The following is a 14923-nucleotide window of genomic DNA, read 5'->3' as shown; positions in this document are numbered from 1 at the left end:
CGGACAAACAAAAACACCAACGGAATGCTGCCATGACCAAAGCCTTCACCTGTTTCGGGGAACTGCTGATCCGCCTGTCCACCGCCGGCCGTGATCCGCTGTACACCCTGCCGGAACTGACCCCCTATGTGGGCGGGGCGGAGGCCAATGTGGCGGTCGGTCTGGCGCGGCTGGGGCACGCCACGCGCATGATCAGCGTGGTGCCGGACAATGATCTGGGCCAGGCCGCTGTGGGGCAATTGCGCTATTTCGGCGTCGATGCCAGCCGGGTACGCACGGCGTCGGGCCGCATGGGGCTCTATTTCCTGACCACGGGCGGCATCCATCGCCCGTCGGACATCCTTTATGACCGCGCCGGTTCGGCCTTTGCCACCGCAGATTTTTCGGCCTTCGACTGGGCGCAGTTGCTGGAGGGCTCTGAGTGGCTGCACGTTTCCGGCGTGACCGCGGCGCTGGGGCTCAACGCCTTTCAGGGCGCCTTGAAGGCCATGCAGGTGGCGCGCACGCTCGGCATAAAAGTCTCGTTTGACTGCAATTATCGCCCCAAGCTGTGGGAAGCCTGGGGTGGCGATGCGCCGAGCCTGATCCCGCAACTGATGGCGCAGGCCGATCTGATCTTTGGTGGCTACCGCGACATCGAACTGGTGTTCAAGACGACCTTTGCCGGTGAGGCGGGCAGCCACGCGCGCAGCCGTGCCGCCGCCGACCACGCCTTCAGCGCCTTCCCGGACCTCAAGCGTCTGATCTGCACGCGCCGGGAACAGGTCAATGTCGATCACAACCGTCTGGCCGGGCTGATGTACACGCGCAGCGAAACGCTGGAGACCGAGACCTACGACATTGCGCGCATCATCGACCGCATCGGCGGCGGCGATGCCTTCGCGGCCGGCGTGCTGCACGGTATCCTGAGCGGCAAGACGGATCAGGAGGCGCTGAACTACGGCATTGCCGGGGGCTGCCTGAAACACGCCATGCCGGGCGATTTTGCGCTGGCCACCGTTTCGGAGCTTGAGGCCTTCCTCAGCGACGACGGTTTCGACGTCAAGCGCTGATGCGATAGCCGCCTTGTTGGGGGCGGGTGGCTTCGGCCACGGCCGCGATCAGTTGGTCCGGATCAAAGGGTTTCAGCACAATCTGCGTGACGCCTAAGGCCCGCCATTGCGCGCGGTCATCATCCATGCCGGTTACGGCGATGACCGGTGTGTCGCGGTTGGGCCCGTCGGACTGGCGCAGGCTGGCCGTGGTCTGGAGCCCGTCCATACCCGGCATCACCCTGTCCATCAGGATCACATCGAAGCGCTGTACCGCCGCGATGTCCAGCGCTTGCGCCCCGTGTGTGGCCATAACGGCGCGCCAGCCGAGCGGCTGTAAAAACAGCGACGCCAGACGACGGTTGATCTCATGGTCATCAACGATCAGGACGGTGCGAGCGGGTGAGTCAGACATGGTACGTGTATGGAAAATAACAAATCTTCCGTACACTCTAACCCAAGAACCTTAAGGATCGCTCTACTTTACGGTTTCATCCACCGTGGCGCGCGTCACCGAATGATAGAGCGGCCGAGCCTTCGCATAGACGCGCTTGGCCATCTCCACGCCCCAGCCCTTTTGCGCCATCAGCGCCGTATAGAGCGGGCTGACAAAGCGGCGGCGGCCCTGCGAGGTGAGGAAGGTCTCAAGTGCCGGCAGGGCCGGTTCATAGTGGTGCACAATGGCCAGTTTCAGCCAGGCAAACAGGATTTCCGAATTGCGCGAGCTGGTGAAGCTGAAGGCCGTATCAAGGTCCTTCATCTGTTCCAGCGTCAGGGTGTCCGGCAGGGACTCGATGAAATGCTGCCATTCCTGTGTCACCCAGCCCTCGGTGACCAGAGACTTGGCGGGCGTGCCCTTAGTGAAGGCCTCGACCTGTGCTTCGACGCGCGCAAAGGCTTCGGATTGCGGCTTGACGGCGTTGGACGGCAGGCCGGGCTTGTAGAGCCACTCATTCAGTTTCAGGCGATCTTCCGCACCCGGATCACCCTTGATCAGGGTTTCGCGCAGGTCTTCGACGAAGCCTGCCGTGGTCATGCTCTTGAAGGCATAGCGCGTGAAATAGCCTTTGAGCCACGCGTCAAACTTCTTGCGGCCATAGGTCTGTTCCAGAAGGCGCAGGAAGGCCGCGCCCTTCTCATACGGAATGTCCGAGAAGCCATCGTCCGGGTCGCGCCCTTTAAGGTCGGTATGCAACTGCGTCAGGCCCGGTTCCTTGAGGCTGGCCAGCGTCTCCTGAAGGCTGCTGTAACCCAGACTTTGCAGCATCAGGGCGCGGTCCTTGCCGTACATCTCCTCCATGATGCGGTTTTCAAAATAGGTGGTGAAGCCTTCGTTGAGCCAGAAATCGTCCCAGGTGGCATTGGTGACGAGGTTGCCCGACCACGAATGCGCCAGTTCGTGCGCGACCAGCGACACCAGCGACTTGTCGCCGGCCAGAATGGTTGGCGTGGCAAAGGTCAGGCGCGGATTTTCCATGCCACCGAAGGGGAAGGAGGGCGGCAGGATCAGCACGTCGTAACGTCCCCAGCGGTAGGGGCCATAGAGTTTTTCGGCGGCGGCGACGAATTTTTCGAGGTCTTCCAGCTCTGCCGCGGCGCGGGCGATGGTGGCCCTTTCGGCATAGACGCCCGTGCGGTCGCCGGTCGGGCGGAAGTTGATATCGCCAATGGCCAGCGCGATCAGATAGGGCGGTATGGCCTGATCCATCTTGAAGCGGAAAGCGCGCAAGCCCCCGTTACCCGGCACGGCCTCACCATCCGGCGTCAGCATTTCGGCGCTCATCACGGCTTTGAGCGGTGTCGGTACACGGATGATGGCGCTGTAGGTTTGACGCACCATTGGGGAATCCTGCGTCGGAATCCAGGTGCGGGTCAGGATCGACTGGCCTTGCGACAACAGGAAGGGGTGCTTTTTGCCCTCGGTCTGCGACGGGTCGAGCCATTGCAGGGCCTGCGTATTGGCGGTGGTCTTGTATGTCACTACCACCTTCTGCGCCCCCTGCGGCAGTTCGATGGTCAGCGGCGCGCCAAAGATGGGGTGGGGCGTGCCCAGCGTGTATTTGAGTGGTTCGCCAGAGGCATCGGTGACGCCTTCGATGTCGAGCGCCTTGACGTCCAGCACGACCTGTTTGGCCGTCGGCGCGGTTTCCAGCGTCAGGGCCGCCGTGCCTTTCAGCACCTTGGCGCGGAAGTCAGCGGTGAGGTCGAGATCGACGTGGCGCACGCGCGCGACGTTCGGTTCGGCGTAGGAGTGGACGTCTTTGGCGCTGCGCACCAGAGCCAGCGGGGCGGAATCGTCCGAGGCCGGCTCTACCTTCGGCTCACAGGCCGTCAGAAAGGTCGTCCCCATCAAAGCCGCCATAAAGCCGATTGCCGAGCGCCGGTCCGGCGCGAAACCCTTAGTCCGCATATCGCCACTCCATAAGACGACGCCCTCTGAAAGCCGTTTCAGAGGGCGCTGAGGAGAAGTTAAAGCGGAAACGAGCCGTCTTAACAATGGTAAAGTGTCGCGTGGATCGCGACGAAGAGCTTTAGCCGTTGCGCGAACGGCGCTTCAGTTGTGCGCCTTCCGAACGATTGACGGGCTCATTATGGTGGGCGCGCGGCTTGGTGTTGGTCTTGCGACCACCCAGCTTGCCGCTGGCCGACTTGCCGAAGGGCTTCTTCTTGCGCTCCTCGAAGCGACGCTCGCCGGTGGGGCGTTCACCACTGCGCTCCGCCGCCGGGCGGGCCGGACGGTCATCAAAAGAGCGGGCTTCGCCGCGGGCGTCGTCGCGCTTCTTGAACGGACGGTCACCCTTGGGCTTGTCGAAGCGGGGCTTTTCGCCGCGCGGCTTATCGCCGAAGCCCTTATCAACCGGGAAGTCGCGGGCAGCCTTGGTCGGTGCGCGCTCAGCGGCCATCGGATCGTAACGCTCGGTGCGTTCCGGACGCTCATTGCGGGCCTGACGCTCGGCACGGTTACCAAAGGCGTCCTTCTTGCCAAAGGTGCGTTCACCGCGGCTGTTGTCGCCATCGCGGCCATTACCACGACGCTCGTCACGATTGGGACGGTTGCGCGAACGCTTGTGCACGCGCTCGGCGTCCGGATCGAGGTGACGGGCGGTCTTTTCGACCACGCGGTCCGGGGTCTTCGGCTTTTCGGTCTGACCCGACGCCAGAATGGCCTCATCGAGCAGTTTCAGCGCCTGATCCTTGCGACGATCCCATGAGGGGATGCGCTGACGCGTGATGCGTTCGATGTCTTTCAGCAGCTTGCGCTCATCATCGGCGACCAGCGTGATCGAATGGCCTTCCTTACCGGCGCGGGCAGTCCGGCCGATGCGGTGCACATAGGCTTCCGCAACGAACGGCAGTTCGTAATTGATGACGTGGGTGACGTTGTCGACGTCGATACCACGGGCGGCGATGTCGGTGGCCACCAGCGCGCGGACGCGACCGGCCTTGAAGGCCTGAAGCGCGCGTTCGCGTTGCGACTGGTTCTTGTCGCCGTGGATGGCGGCAGCTTCGACGCCCCCGGCTTGCAGATAGGCAGCGACGCGATCGGCGCCGCGCTTGGTGCGCGTGAAGATCAGGGTGCGGGCCAGCTTCTCATCGGCATAGAGTTCCGACAGAAGCGCGCGCTTGCGCTGCTGCTCGATGAAGATGACCTGCTGGGTGACGCGCTCGGCCGTGGTGGCTTCTGGCGTGATCTCAACCTTCTTCGGATTGGTCAGCAGTTCGTTGGCGAGGCCTGCGATTTCCTTCGGCATGGTGGCCGAAAAGAACAGGTTCTGACGCTGGGCCGGCAGGCGCGAGGCGACCTGACGGATCGGCTTGATGAAGCCCATGTCGAGCATCTGATCGGCTTCGTCGAGCACGAGGTGTTCCACGGCCTTCAGGTCGATAGTCTTCTGCTCGATATGGTCGATCAGGCGGCCCGGCGTGGCGACCAGAATGTCGATGCCACCCTGCAACGCCTTGTATTGCGGGCCGTACTTTACGCCACCGAAGATGGTGGCGATCTGAAGCCCCAGACCCTTGGAATAGGCCTTGAAGCTGTCGGCGATCTGGGTGGCCAGTTCGCGCGTCGGCGACAGGACCAGAACGCGGCACGAGCGCGGGGCGGGGATGATGCGGTTGCTGAGGATGTGGTGCAGGATGGGCAGCGCGAAGGCCGCGGTCTTGCCCGTACCGGTCTGGGCGATGCCCAGAAGGTCATGCTTGTTCAGCAGGATGGGGATGGCCTGCGCCTGAATGGGGGTCGGGGTGTGATAGCCCTCTTTTTCAAGCGTGGCGAGCAGGCTGGCCGAGAGGCCCAGATCTTTGAAGGTCGTCAAGACGATGCGCTTTCAATACGGATGCGCGCACACCCGGCAAAATGACCGGCGCACACCATCCTTCGGCCCGGACGCGCTTTTTTGGCGTGGCGGGCGGTTTCGGATGAGGCCAGCGCGTGTCTTAGCTCTCGGGTTTCATTTTTAAAGATTATCAAGCACGAACCGGGTTCGCACATCTGTCATCCGTTAAAACTGGCTTGTCGGGACACATACCAGGGACTATGTCCTGTGTCGCCCGACCTCACGCGGCCAGTCAGGTGCGGCATTGCACCGCAGCAAACCGCCATATGCGTTGCGGCGGTGGAAAAGTCAACCCCCGTAAAGGAAGTCTTCACCGCTACGCCTTAAGGTTCGCGGTAATTCCGGTGCGTTGCCAAACGGCGTTCAGTACCCGGCCCCTCTGGGTCATAATTTCGCGTTTTCAATAAACAGTAGCGTTGCGTCATCTCTGGGTGTGGGTTGTGCGTATGCACGGCTGTGCCTGATCACATCTATAAAAAGAACTTTTTATAAATGGCTGTGTACTATCTTAACCCAACCTCCCCGCGAAAGACTCCCAACGCCATGCCTGGCTCAGACGGTCGCTCTCCATCGCCTTCCGTGACCTCGCCGCAGGCGGGGGTCGAGGTGATTCAGCCGTTTCAGCAGTTCCTCAACCGCCGCGCCGAGCCGCGTTTTGATTGCAAGGCGTCGGGCGCGCTGCTGTTGCTGCCCAGCGGGACCGAGGTGGCGTGTGATATCGTCAACCAGAGTGCCTCTGGCGCGCAGGTTCTGGTCAAGGACATGCCGCAAAACGCCGGTGATCTGTGGCTGCTGGATGTGGCCGGTCAGATGGTCAAGTTCGGCTCACCGGTGTGGACCCAGCCGCACAAGATGGGCCTGCGTTTCAGCTTTGTGCAGAAGCTCGATCCCAACGGGACCCGCCCGCCGCGCGTGCCGGAACCCGTATGGAAGGCCTGGCGTCGCCTCGCCGGACTGGATACCCCGCCGCCGCAGGACGATGTGTTCTTTCTCGACTGAGGCGCTTCAACGCGCGCAAAACACAAAAGGCCCTCTTGCCAGTTGGCGGGGGCCTTTTCTGTACCATACCAACGGCCGAAGATGCTGACGGCATCCGGCCGTTGAAGACACGAGACTGTCTCATATGTGTCAGTGACATGAGACATTCTCGAATGGAATACCAAGAGTCATTTCCAATGACCCTTGGTATCAGCCTATGGCGGCTTTCAACGCCGCTTCCTGAGCCGCCGCTGCCTGGGTCAGGGCGCGCAGGTCTTCAAACAGGGCCGGGTCGATCTTTTTAAAGGCAAAGCACGTCTTGCCTTGTCGTTTCTTTTCAAGAGACGCGGGGACAAGCGCATTCAGTTCCGGCAGGCTATAGAGCGGCAGGATGTGATAGGCGACGTAGGATTTTTTGAGCGCCAGCCAGCCGAACCAGGCCGGCTCACCGGTGCGCGCTTCGGCCCACGTCGTTTTCAGCGTCAGGCAGCAGTCGGTATCGGCGGTGATGGCCATGCCGGGCGCGGCGTCGATCATCAGGGCGCGCAGGGCCTGAAAGACAGCGGGAAACGCCTCGGAAGTCGCCATCTGCCCTTTGCCCACTACACCCCAGCTTACTACACCCCAGCCTACTACACCAGTGAGCGGAACTTCAGCGTACCGGTGACGGCCTTCAGCTCATCCAGCGCCTCACGCGAATAGCCGCGGTCCACATCGACGATCACATAGCCCAGCTGCTCATTGGTCTTGAGGTGCTGGGCCAGAATGTTGAGATTGTATTTGGCGATGATGTTGTTGATCGCCGCCATAACGCCCGGCACGTTCTGATGGATGTGCAGGAAGCGGTGACGCCCTTCGACCTCAGACAGTTGCACGTTCGGCATATTGACCGAGAAGGTGGTGTCGCCGCGGCTGATGAAGTTCAGCAGACGCTCCGACGCGAACTCACCAATGGCTTCCTGCGCCTCTTCGGTCGAACCGCCGATGTGCGGCGTCAGGATGACATTGGGCAGGCCCATCAGCGGGCTTTCAAACGGATCGTCATTGGTGCGCGGTTCTTCGGGGAAGACATCGACCGCCGCGCCGTAGATCTTCTTTGTACGGACGGCTTGGGCCAGGGCCTCGATATCGACGATGTGCCCGCGCGACAAATTGATGAACAGCGCGCCGTCCTTCATCTTGGCAAACTGCGCCTTGCCGAAGATGTTCTTGTTTTCGGCGCGCCCATCGACGTGCAGCGACAAAACATCCGCTTCGGCCAGAACGGCGTCCATGGTGCGGTAGCGTTTGGCATTGCCCATGGTCAGCTTCTCGGCGACATCGTAATAGATGACGCGCATCCCGAAGGCTTCGGCCAGCACCGAAAGCTGCGAGCCGATAGCGCCGTAGCCGATGATACCCAGCGTCTTGTTGCGCACCTCGTGCGCGCCGGTGGCCGACTTGTCCCACTTGCCGGTGTGCATCTGGATCGACTTGTCGTAGATGTTCCGTGTCAGGATGACCGTCAGGCCCATGACCATTTCCACCACCGAGCGGGTGTTGGAATAGGGGGCGTTGAACACGGCCACGCCCTTTTCAGAGGCCGCCTTGAGGTCGATCTGATTGGTGCCGATGCAGAAGGCCCCGATGGCCATCAGCTTGTCGGCGGCATCGAGCACCTTGCGCGTCACATTGGTTTTGGAGCGGATGCCCAGAACGTGCACGCCTTGAATGGCCTCGATCAGGGCGTCTTCGTCCAGCGCGCCTTTCAGCGTCGAAACGTCATAGCCTTCGTCGCGGAAGTGCTGGATGGCGACCGGGTGGACGTTTTCCAGCAGCAGCATCTTCATGCGCGAGCGCGGGAAGGAATAGCGGCCTTCATAGCCTTCGTTATGCAGCACTTCGTCGAACGACGCGACGACCTGCGTCGCCTCGCTGGCCGTGGTGGCGGCCACGACCTTTTCGCGGCTGACGTTTTCGGTGAAGGCGTAGAAGCGGTCGGCCGCGCCGCCCTGATAGACTTCGTAGTCGGTCCAGCCGTCGCCGACCATCACAATGGCTCCGGACAGGTCGGCCCAGCTTCTGAGCGCTACGATCTTGCCGCCGTCCTTCGACAGCGGATTGTCCTGATCGACGCCGGTGGCCACGCCATCGTCACCAAAGACCAGACGGTTGGCCAGCACGTGCTCCGGCTTGATGCCGTACTCGGCCACGACGGGGTCGATAAATTCGTGGAAGCCGCCGGAGATGATGCGGATCTTGCCGGGGTTTTCCTCAAACACCTTGCGATTGCGCGCGATGGACGCCGACACCTGGGCCTTCAGGGCCTCAGCCAGCGCCTCAATATCGGTGCGCGACGGTTTCAGGATACTGATACGGCGTTGCAGGGCCTCACCGAAACCGATCTCCCCCGACATGGCGAGGTCCGTCAGGTCCTTGATCGACTTGAGGTCCGTCAGGCGCGCCGGATCGCTCGAAAACAATTGCTCGGCCAGCACATCGAGGGCTTCGACCTTGGTGAAGGTCGAGTCGAAATCGAGAACGAGTGTCGCGAGGTTTACGCTTGCGGGAGCCATGTGCATGATCATGTCCGTTGGAGCGCATCTCCAAAAGTGGGTACCGGTTTTCGGATCAGATGCGCGATAGTGTAAGGGTAGAGACGGGTCGCTGAAGCCACCAAATTTATGCGCGGGATTAGGCCAAAAGCCCCCGCAAGACAACCGCCTTTGTCAGTATTTCCGACGTCTTCGGCTTTTTTTGACCGGGCGGATCGGCTAAGGTGTCAGTATTGCCGCAGTAATGCCTTGAAACCGGTCAAGGTTGAAACTATCTCCGCCGCTTATGTCCCTTTTTGTGTGATTTCCGATGACCTCCTATCCTTTGCCGTCGCAGGACTATGCCGCCCGTTTTGTGCTGGACACGCTTCCCGTGCATGGGCGTCTGGTGCGCCTTGACGAAACGCTGAACGCGATTCTTGACGCCCACGCCTATCCGGACGCCATTGCGACGCTTTTGGGTGAAGCCTGCGTGCTGGCCGTCATGGTCGGTTCGGCGCTGAAGTTCGAGGGGCGGCTGATCATGCAGGCGCAGGGGCAGGGCGTGGTGCGCTATGTCGTGGCCGACTACGATACGCGCGGATCGCTGCGTGGCTTCTGCCGCTTCGATCCGGAGGAGTTGAAAGCGCTTGAGGCCGAAAATGCCGGCAAGTTTCAGTCGCTGGGCGCGCAGCAACTCCTGGGGCAGGGCACCTTTATCATGACTCTGGAGCCCGACGGCATGGGCGACCGCTATCAGGGCGTGACGCCGATTGAGGGCGATTCCCTGTCTCTGTGCGCTGAGCATTATTTTGCGCAGTCCGAGCAGATTCCGACGCAGATCAAGCTGGCCGTGTCGCGCGAAACGACGCCGAACGGTGAACGCTGGCGCGCCGCCGGGGCGATGATTCAGGCGCTGGCCGGCGACGACAGCCGCGGCGACACGCGCGAAGCGTTTGAGCATGTGCGCGCCCTGTTTGCGACTCTGGGCGAAGAGGAACTGACGGATTTCGAGCTGGAAGCCGATCGCCTGCTCTATCGTCTGTTCCACGAGGACGGCGTGCGCCTGTCACCGCCCAAGCCGATCGCCAAGCTGTGCCGCTGCTCGCAAACCCGCGTCGAGGAACTGGTGCGCTCCTTCTCGGCGGACGAGCAATCCGACATGCTGGAGCCGGACGGTCAGGTGCATATCACCTGCGAATACTGCTCGAAGACGTTTTTCGTCGCGCCGTAAGACGCGCCTCAATGTGGCGAAGGCATAGGGATTTAGCTTAAATCCCTTCACCGTCGTCATAGACATTGAGGTGGATGCCGCACTCGGTCTTGTCCTGACCAGCCCAGCGGCCGGAGCGCGCGTCCTGACCTTCTTCGACCGGCTTGGTACAGGTGAAGCAGCCAATCGACGGATAGCCCTGCGCCACCAGCGGGTGTTCGGGCAGGTTATGGGCGCGGATATAGTCGGCTACGTCCTGCGCCGTCCAGTTGGCCAGCGGATTGATCTTGAAATTGCGCCCGTCAAATTCGACGACCGACAGGTTGGCGCGCGTCGCCGCCTGATGGCGTTTGCGGCCGGAAATCCACGCCGCATAGTCTTTCGTCACCGCCGCCAGCGGCTTCGTCTTGCGGAAGTCGCAGCAGGCGTCCGGGTCGCTCTGGAACAGGGTGTTTTTGGGATCGAGCGCGCGGATGTCTTCCAGCGCCGGGCGCAGATTGGTGAGGTTGGTCAGCCCCAGTGCCTCGACCAGCTCATCGCGGTATTGCAGGGTCTGAAAGAAATGGCGGTCGGTGTCGAGGAAGATGACCGGCGTGGTGCGGTCGATCTTCGCCACCAGATGCAGAAGCGCCACCGCATCGGCCCCGAAGGAGGAGGTGAGGGCGATCTTGCCGGCGAACTCCTGCCCGATGGTGTCGCGCAGGATCGACTCGGCGTTCCAGCCTTCGTACTTCGCCGACAGTTGCCGCGCGTGTTCGTGGTCAGGCGTATCGGCCACCAGATTGTTGATCAGCACAGTCATAACGGACTCCGGACCTTACGCGGGATGGCGCAGGGCCCATACGGGTTTCAGACCGTCGGCGGCGGACTGATAGGCAGTTTTGTACAGAGAGCGGGCGTACTTTATCGCGCCTGCCGGGTCGGCGTCCTTCAACAGGAAGCTGTCGAAGCCGCAGCGCATCATCCAGAACAATTGATCGCGCAGCACGTCACCGACGGCGCGGATTTCGCCGTCAAAACCTAAGTCCTGACGCAGGATGCGCGCGGTCGAATAGCCGCGCCCGTCGCGGTAGCCGGGAAAGGCCACTTCGATCAGGGCGATCTTGGACAGGAAGGGGGCCAGCAAGCGCACATCGTCGCCGGGCGCAATCCGCACGCCGTAGCGGCCATTCAGCCCATCCAGTTCAGTGACGGCGCGCGCAAAGCTCAACACCGCCTGATCAACGCCGATGGCCTCATCGTCGGCCAGCAGGGTCCAGCCATTGGCGCGCACCTCGCCCTGATCGCTGACCAGTTGCGGCGCGTGGGAAGAATTAAGCTGGCTCATGCAGGGCTCCGGCAAAGGCGTCGCGGCCAAGGCGGCCCACGGTGTCGATAAAGCGCTCGGTCTCATCCGTGCGCAGGTCGAGATAGAGTTTGATCAGGCGCTCCAGCGCGGCGGGCACGGCTTCGGCGCTCAGGCCCTTGCCCGTAATGACCCCCAGCGCGGCCTGCTCATCGGCGCGGCCGCCCAGCAGGATCTGATAGAATTCCTCGCCCTGCTTATCGACGCCCAGAATGCCGATATGGCCGACATGGTGGTGACCGCAGGCATTGATGCAGCCGGAAATCTTGATCTGAAGATCGCCAATCTTATCGGTCAGCTCGGCATCGGCAAAGCGCTGCGAAATATCCTGCGCCAGCGGGATCGAACGCGCATTGGCCAGCGAGCAGTAATCGAGGCCAGGGCAGGCGATCATGTCGGTGATCTTGCCGACATTGGCAGAAGACAGACCGTTCTGATCAAGCAGACGATAGAGGTCATACAGGTCGGCTTTGGCGACGTGCGGCAGGATGATGTTCTGCTCATGGCTGACGCGCAATTCGCCGTAACCGAAGCGATCGGCGGCGTCGGCCATGACGTCCATCTGCGCCGAAGAGGCATCACCCGGCGGCAGGCCCGTCGGTTTCAGCGAAATCGTCACCGACACGTGGTCGTCGCGGCGGTGGGCCAGCGTATTGTTGCGCACCCAGCGGGCAAAACCGGCATCGGCGGCCTTGGCGCGGTCCAGAGCGGCGGCGTCAAACGCCTTGTCGGCATAGGCCGGCTGCGGGAAGAAGCTCTTGATGCGCGCGATTTCGGCGTGCGGCGCGTCGATCTGCGCCTGATCGAGCGTCGCCCATTCCTCATCGACCTGACGCGCATATTCCTGCGGCCCCAGCGCTGAGACGAGGATCTTGATACGCGCCTTATAGATATTGTCGCGGCGGCCATACCGGTTATAGACGCGCAGCGCCGCTTCGAGATAGCTGAGCAGCTTTTCGCCGGGCAGGCCCGACCTGATCAGGTGCCCCAGATGCGGGGTACGACCCATGCCGCCGCCGACATAGACATCAAAGCCCTTGTCGGTCAGTTGCAGCCCGATGTCGTGCACGCGGATGGCGGCGCGGTCGCGGGTGGCGCCGGTAATGGCGATCTTAAACTTGCGCGGCAGGAAGGTGAATTCCGGGTGGAAGGTGGACCACTGACGGATCAGCTCGGCCCACGGGCGCGGATCGTCGATCTCATCCCTGGCCGCCCCGGCGAACTGATCGGTGGTGGTGTTGCGGATGCAGTTGCCCGACGTCTGGATGGCGTGCATTTCGACGGCCGCTAGGTCTTCGAGAATCTGCGGCGTGTCGGCCAGCTTGATCCAGTTGAACTGGATGTTCTGGCGCGTGGTGAAGTGGCCGAAATCGCGGTCATAGGTGCGCGCAATATGGGCGAAGGTGCGCATCTGACGCGACGACAGCACGCCATAGGGCACGGCGATACGCAGCATATAGGCGTGCAGTTGCAGGTAGAGGCCGTTCATCAGGCGCAGCGGCTTGAACTGATCCTCGCTCAGTTCGCCCTTCAGGCGGCGCTCGACCTGATCCTTGAATTCGGCGTTGCGGGCGGCGACCATGGCGTGGTCGAACTGGTCATACTGATACATGTTAGAAAACCTCTCCGCGCTGGTGCTGACGGGCGGTGTCGAAGGCGGTCTGACCCGCGGTAGGGCCGTTGGCGCGCACGTGCTCACGCACATATTCGCGCTTGACCAGGGTATTCTCATCAACGAGCGGCACAAGGTAGGGCGCGACCACTTCGGTTTCGCGCGCCTTCCAGTCTTCAAGCAGGGTCGCCGCCGCCTCGTCCTCAAGGCGGGTGGCCAGCGCCGCGTCTTCGGTCCAGCCCGACAGGTCCGGGCCTCCGGCGTACCACAGCACCAGACCATCGGTCAGGCGATTGGCGGTCAGGAGTTTCATGCAATCCTCGCAGGTTCGGCGACGGCGGGGTGCGCGGCCGTCGGCTGATAAAGAGCGGCGACTTCGCCGATAATGAGCAGGGCCGGGCCCTTGGGCGGATCGGCGCGCAGGGTTTCCGGCAGATCAGACAGACAGGTCAGTCTGCGAACTTCGTCGGGCCGCGTACCGTTTTCGACCACCAGAACCGGCGTATCGGCGGCGCGCCCGTGCTGGGTCAGCTTTTCGGAAATGGTCTGGGCCGTGTGGATGCCCATATAGACGACCAGCGTATGATTGTGCGCCGCCAGCCGGTCCCAGTCGAGCGCCAGCGGATTGTGCTCGAAATCTCCATCCTTTGCATGGCCAGTAATAAAGGACACGCTTTGCGCATGGTCGCGGTGGGTAAGCGGCACGGCGGTGGAGGCGGCGCAGCCCAGCGCCGCCGTAATGCCCGGCGTGATATGCACTTCGATACCGGCGGCTTTCAGCGCTTCGACCTCTTCGCCGCCGCGTCCGAAGACGAACGGATCGCCGCCTTTGAGGCGCACGACGCGCTTGCCCAGCCGCGCTTGCTCGACCAGCAGGCTGTGGATCTGATCCTGCGGCACCGAATGGTTGGAGCGCGCCTTCCCGACATAGAAGCGTTCGGCGTCGCGGCGCGCCATATCCATAATGCCGTCACCGACCAGCCGGTCATAGACGATGACATCGGCCTCACTGAGCAGGCGCAGCGCTTTCAGCGTCAGAAGCTCCGGGTCGCCGGGACCGGCCCCGACCAGATGTACGACGCCCTGACGCGGTTGCGGGTTACGCGCGGCAGCGAGCGCGATGTCTACGGCCTGATCAATGCGGCCTTCGCGCGCCAGACGCGCCGCGTCGGATTCCAGCACGCCTTCCCAGAAGCGGCGGCGCTCATCGACGTGCGGCAACAGAGCGCGCAGGTGCGGGCTGAGGCGCAGGGCAAATTCCGCCAGTTGCGCTTCGGACGGCGGCACCGCCGCCTCAATGCGGCGACGGGTTTCGCGGGCCAGAACCGGGGCCGTGCCGCCGGTCGCCACACCGATCGACAGCGGACCGCGGTCGATAATCGCCGGGACGTGGAAGTCACCCAGATCAGGATTATCGACGACATTGAGTGGTTTATGCGCCGCGCGCACCAGCGCCGCCCCCTGTTCGGCCAGCGCGCGATCCTCGAACGCCACGATGACAAAGGTGGCGTCGCTGAGGTCTTCGAGCGTGGGCCAGCGGCGTTCGGGCGCCACGCCCTCATAGGCCGTCTCATCCTCCGGCGTATAGACGCTTAAGCTCGCCGGGGTGCGCCGCAACAGGGTCAGCTTGCGCGCAAGCCAGTCGCCCGTCCCGATCAGGACGACGCGCCGGCCTTCGAGCGGCCAGGAGAGCGGCAGTGCGAGCATAAGGAGGGTCCGCGGCGGTTCAGAAGATGAGGGTCTGGTGCCTCTTTACGAAGGCTTTTAGTCCTCGCCCGCTGCGAAGGAAAGCGATGCTTTGTACAGACTGGGTTTAGGGCGGCTAAAGCGCTGCGAACGCGATGTTAACCGCACCATGTTATTCTCACAGGGTTCCGTCTGTGAAAGATGT

General features: G+C 62.4%; 13 protein-coding genes. 3 read left to right on the top strand and 10 right to left on the bottom strand.

Translation table 11 applies throughout. The features are described 5' to 3' along the window. The first annotated feature begins 32 nt into the window (after nucleotides 1-32). On the top strand, nucleotides 33-1052 hold the full coding sequence (locus ACK8OE_RS04110; protein ID WP_410271480.1) for a PfkB family carbohydrate kinase: 1020 nt from the start codon (nucleotides 33-35) through the stop codon (nucleotides 1050-1052). Here ACK8OE_RS04110 and ACK8OE_RS04105 read toward each other — a convergent pair. From ACK8OE_RS04105 to ACK8OE_RS04095, 3 genes are all read right to left on the bottom strand, one after another. Further along, nucleotides 1042-1446, bottom strand: coding sequence for a response regulator (locus tag ACK8OE_RS04105; RefSeq protein ID WP_410271479.1), 405 nt, complete (start codon nucleotides 1444-1446; stop codon nucleotides 1042-1044). The two genes, ACK8OE_RS04110 and ACK8OE_RS04105, sit on opposite strands and share 11 nt — an antisense overlap. Before the next feature lie 63 nt (nucleotides 1447-1509). Beyond that, a complete protein-coding gene (locus tag ACK8OE_RS04100) occupies nucleotides 1510-3441 on the bottom strand; it encodes a M1 family metallopeptidase (protein ID WP_410271478.1) in 1932 nt (643 codons plus the stop codon). 121 nt (nucleotides 3442-3562) lie between these two features. After that, the gene (locus tag ACK8OE_RS04095; RefSeq protein WP_410271477.1) at nucleotides 3563-5350 is read right to left on the bottom strand and encodes a DEAD/DEAH box helicase; all 1788 of its coding nucleotides are present in this window, start codon (nucleotides 5348-5350) and stop codon (nucleotides 3563-3565) included. Nucleotides 5351-5914: 564 nt separating this feature from the next. Here ACK8OE_RS04095 and ACK8OE_RS04090 point away from each other — a divergent pair. Continuing rightward, nucleotides 5915-6370 (top strand): PilZ domain-containing protein, encoded by a 456-nt coding sequence (locus tag ACK8OE_RS04090; RefSeq protein ID WP_410271476.1) that lies wholly within the window; start codon nucleotides 5915-5917, stop codon nucleotides 6368-6370. A 189-nt stretch (nucleotides 6371-6559) separates the two neighbouring features. Here the strand turns inward: ACK8OE_RS04090 and ACK8OE_RS04085 are convergent, their stop codons facing one another. Both ACK8OE_RS04085 and serA read right to left on the bottom strand, forming a co-directional pair. Further along, nucleotides 6560-6937, bottom strand: a complete 378-nt coding sequence (locus tag ACK8OE_RS04085; RefSeq protein WP_410271475.1) for a hypothetical protein — start codon at nucleotides 6935-6937, stop codon at nucleotides 6560-6562. A 44-nt stretch (nucleotides 6938-6981) separates the two neighbouring features. Beyond that, nucleotides 6982-8910 carry a phosphoglycerate dehydrogenase gene (gene serA, locus ACK8OE_RS04080; RefSeq protein WP_410271474.1) on the bottom strand — a complete coding sequence of 643 codons (1929 nt, stop codon included), beginning with the start codon at nucleotides 8908-8910 and terminating at the stop codon, nucleotides 6982-6984. A gap of 283 nt (nucleotides 8911-9193) precedes the next feature. On the opposite strand from serA, the gene ACK8OE_RS04075 reads away from it, so the two are divergent. Then, nucleotides 9194-10096: an Hsp33 family molecular chaperone HslO gene (locus ACK8OE_RS04075; RefSeq protein ID WP_126422543.1), complete on the top strand. Its 903-nt coding sequence runs from the start codon at nucleotides 9194-9196 to the stop codon at nucleotides 10094-10096. Between the two features lie 37 nt (nucleotides 10097-10133). Here the strand turns inward: ACK8OE_RS04075 and ACK8OE_RS04070 are convergent, their stop codons facing one another. From ACK8OE_RS04070 to cysG, 5 genes are read right to left on the bottom strand one after another with little or no spacing between them, the layout of a single operon-like run. Further along, nucleotides 10134-10877, bottom strand: a complete 744-nt coding sequence (locus tag ACK8OE_RS04070) for a phosphoadenylyl-sulfate reductase (RefSeq protein ID WP_126422545.1) — start codon at nucleotides 10875-10877, stop codon at nucleotides 10134-10136. 15 nt (nucleotides 10878-10892) lie between these two features. Next, on the bottom strand, nucleotides 10893-11402 hold the full coding sequence (locus ACK8OE_RS04065) for a DUF934 domain-containing protein (RefSeq protein WP_410271473.1): 510 nt from the start codon (nucleotides 11400-11402) through the stop codon (nucleotides 10893-10895). Then, entirely contained in the window at nucleotides 11389-13032 is a 1644-nt protein-coding gene (locus tag ACK8OE_RS04060; RefSeq protein WP_410271472.1) for a nitrite/sulfite reductase, read from the bottom strand. Before ACK8OE_RS04060 ends, ACK8OE_RS04065 begins: the two co-directional genes overlap by 14 nt. A 1-nt stretch (nucleotide 13033) precedes the next feature. Then, nucleotides 13034-13345 carry a DUF2849 domain-containing protein gene (locus tag ACK8OE_RS04055; RefSeq protein ID WP_410271471.1) on the bottom strand — a complete coding sequence of 104 codons (312 nt, stop codon included), beginning with the start codon at nucleotides 13343-13345 and terminating at the stop codon, nucleotides 13034-13036. After that, nucleotides 13342-14739 (bottom strand): siroheme synthase CysG, encoded by a 1398-nt coding sequence (gene cysG / locus ACK8OE_RS04050; protein WP_410271470.1) that lies wholly within the window; start codon nucleotides 14737-14739, stop codon nucleotides 13342-13344. The genes ACK8OE_RS04055 and cysG overlap by 4 nt, the downstream gene beginning before the upstream one ends. Nucleotides 14740-14923: the final 184 nt, after the last annotated feature.

Source organism: Asticcacaulis sp. W401b (assembly GCF_046503825.1).
Lineage (GTDB): Bacteria > Pseudomonadota > Alphaproteobacteria > Caulobacterales > Caulobacteraceae > Asticcacaulis.
This window is presented reverse-complemented; position numbering and strand designations above follow the sequence as displayed.

What these genes read in the sequence shown, in the direction of transcription:
- ACK8OE_RS04065 (WP_410271473.1), bottom strand. Translation starts at nt 11,402, where the DNA reads ATGAGCCAGCTTAATTCTTCCCACGCGCCGCAACTGGTCAGCGATCAG.
- ACK8OE_RS04090 (WP_410271476.1), top strand. Translation starts at nt 5,915, where the DNA reads ATGCCTGGCTCAGACGGTCGCTCTCCATCGCCTTCCGTGACCTCGCCG.
- ACK8OE_RS04100 (WP_410271478.1), bottom strand. Translation starts at nt 3,441, where the DNA reads ATGCGGACTAAGGGTTTCGCGCCGGACCGGCGCTCGGCAATCGGCTTT.
- cysG (WP_410271470.1), bottom strand. Translation starts at nt 14,739, where the DNA reads ATGCTCGCACTGCCGCTCTCCTGGCCGCTCGAAGGCCGGCGCGTCGTC.
- ACK8OE_RS04075 (WP_126422543.1), top strand. Translation starts at nt 9,194, where the DNA reads ATGACCTCCTATCCTTTGCCGTCGCAGGACTATGCCGCCCGTTTTGTG.
- serA (WP_410271474.1), bottom strand. Translation starts at nt 8,910, where the DNA reads ATGCACATGGCTCCCGCAAGCGTAAACCTCGCGACACTCGTTCTCGAT.
- ACK8OE_RS04055 (WP_410271471.1), bottom strand. Translation starts at nt 13,345, where the DNA reads ATGAAACTCCTGACCGCCAATCGCCTGACCGATGGTCTGGTGCTGTGG.
- ACK8OE_RS04105 (WP_410271479.1), bottom strand. Translation starts at nt 1,446, where the DNA reads ATGTCTGACTCACCCGCTCGCACCGTCCTGATCGTTGATGACCATGAG.
- ACK8OE_RS04070 (WP_126422545.1), bottom strand. Translation starts at nt 10,877, where the DNA reads ATGACTGTGCTGATCAACAATCTGGTGGCCGATACGCCTGACCACGAA.
- ACK8OE_RS04110 (WP_410271480.1), top strand. Translation starts at nt 33, where the DNA reads ATGACCAAAGCCTTCACCTGTTTCGGGGAACTGCTGATCCGCCTGTCC.
- ACK8OE_RS04060 (WP_410271472.1), bottom strand. Translation starts at nt 13,032, where the DNA reads ATGTATCAGTATGACCAGTTCGACCACGCCATGGTCGCCGCCCGCAAC.
- ACK8OE_RS04085 (WP_410271475.1), bottom strand. Translation starts at nt 6,937, where the DNA reads ATGGCGACTTCCGAGGCGTTTCCCGCTGTCTTTCAGGCCCTGCGCGCC.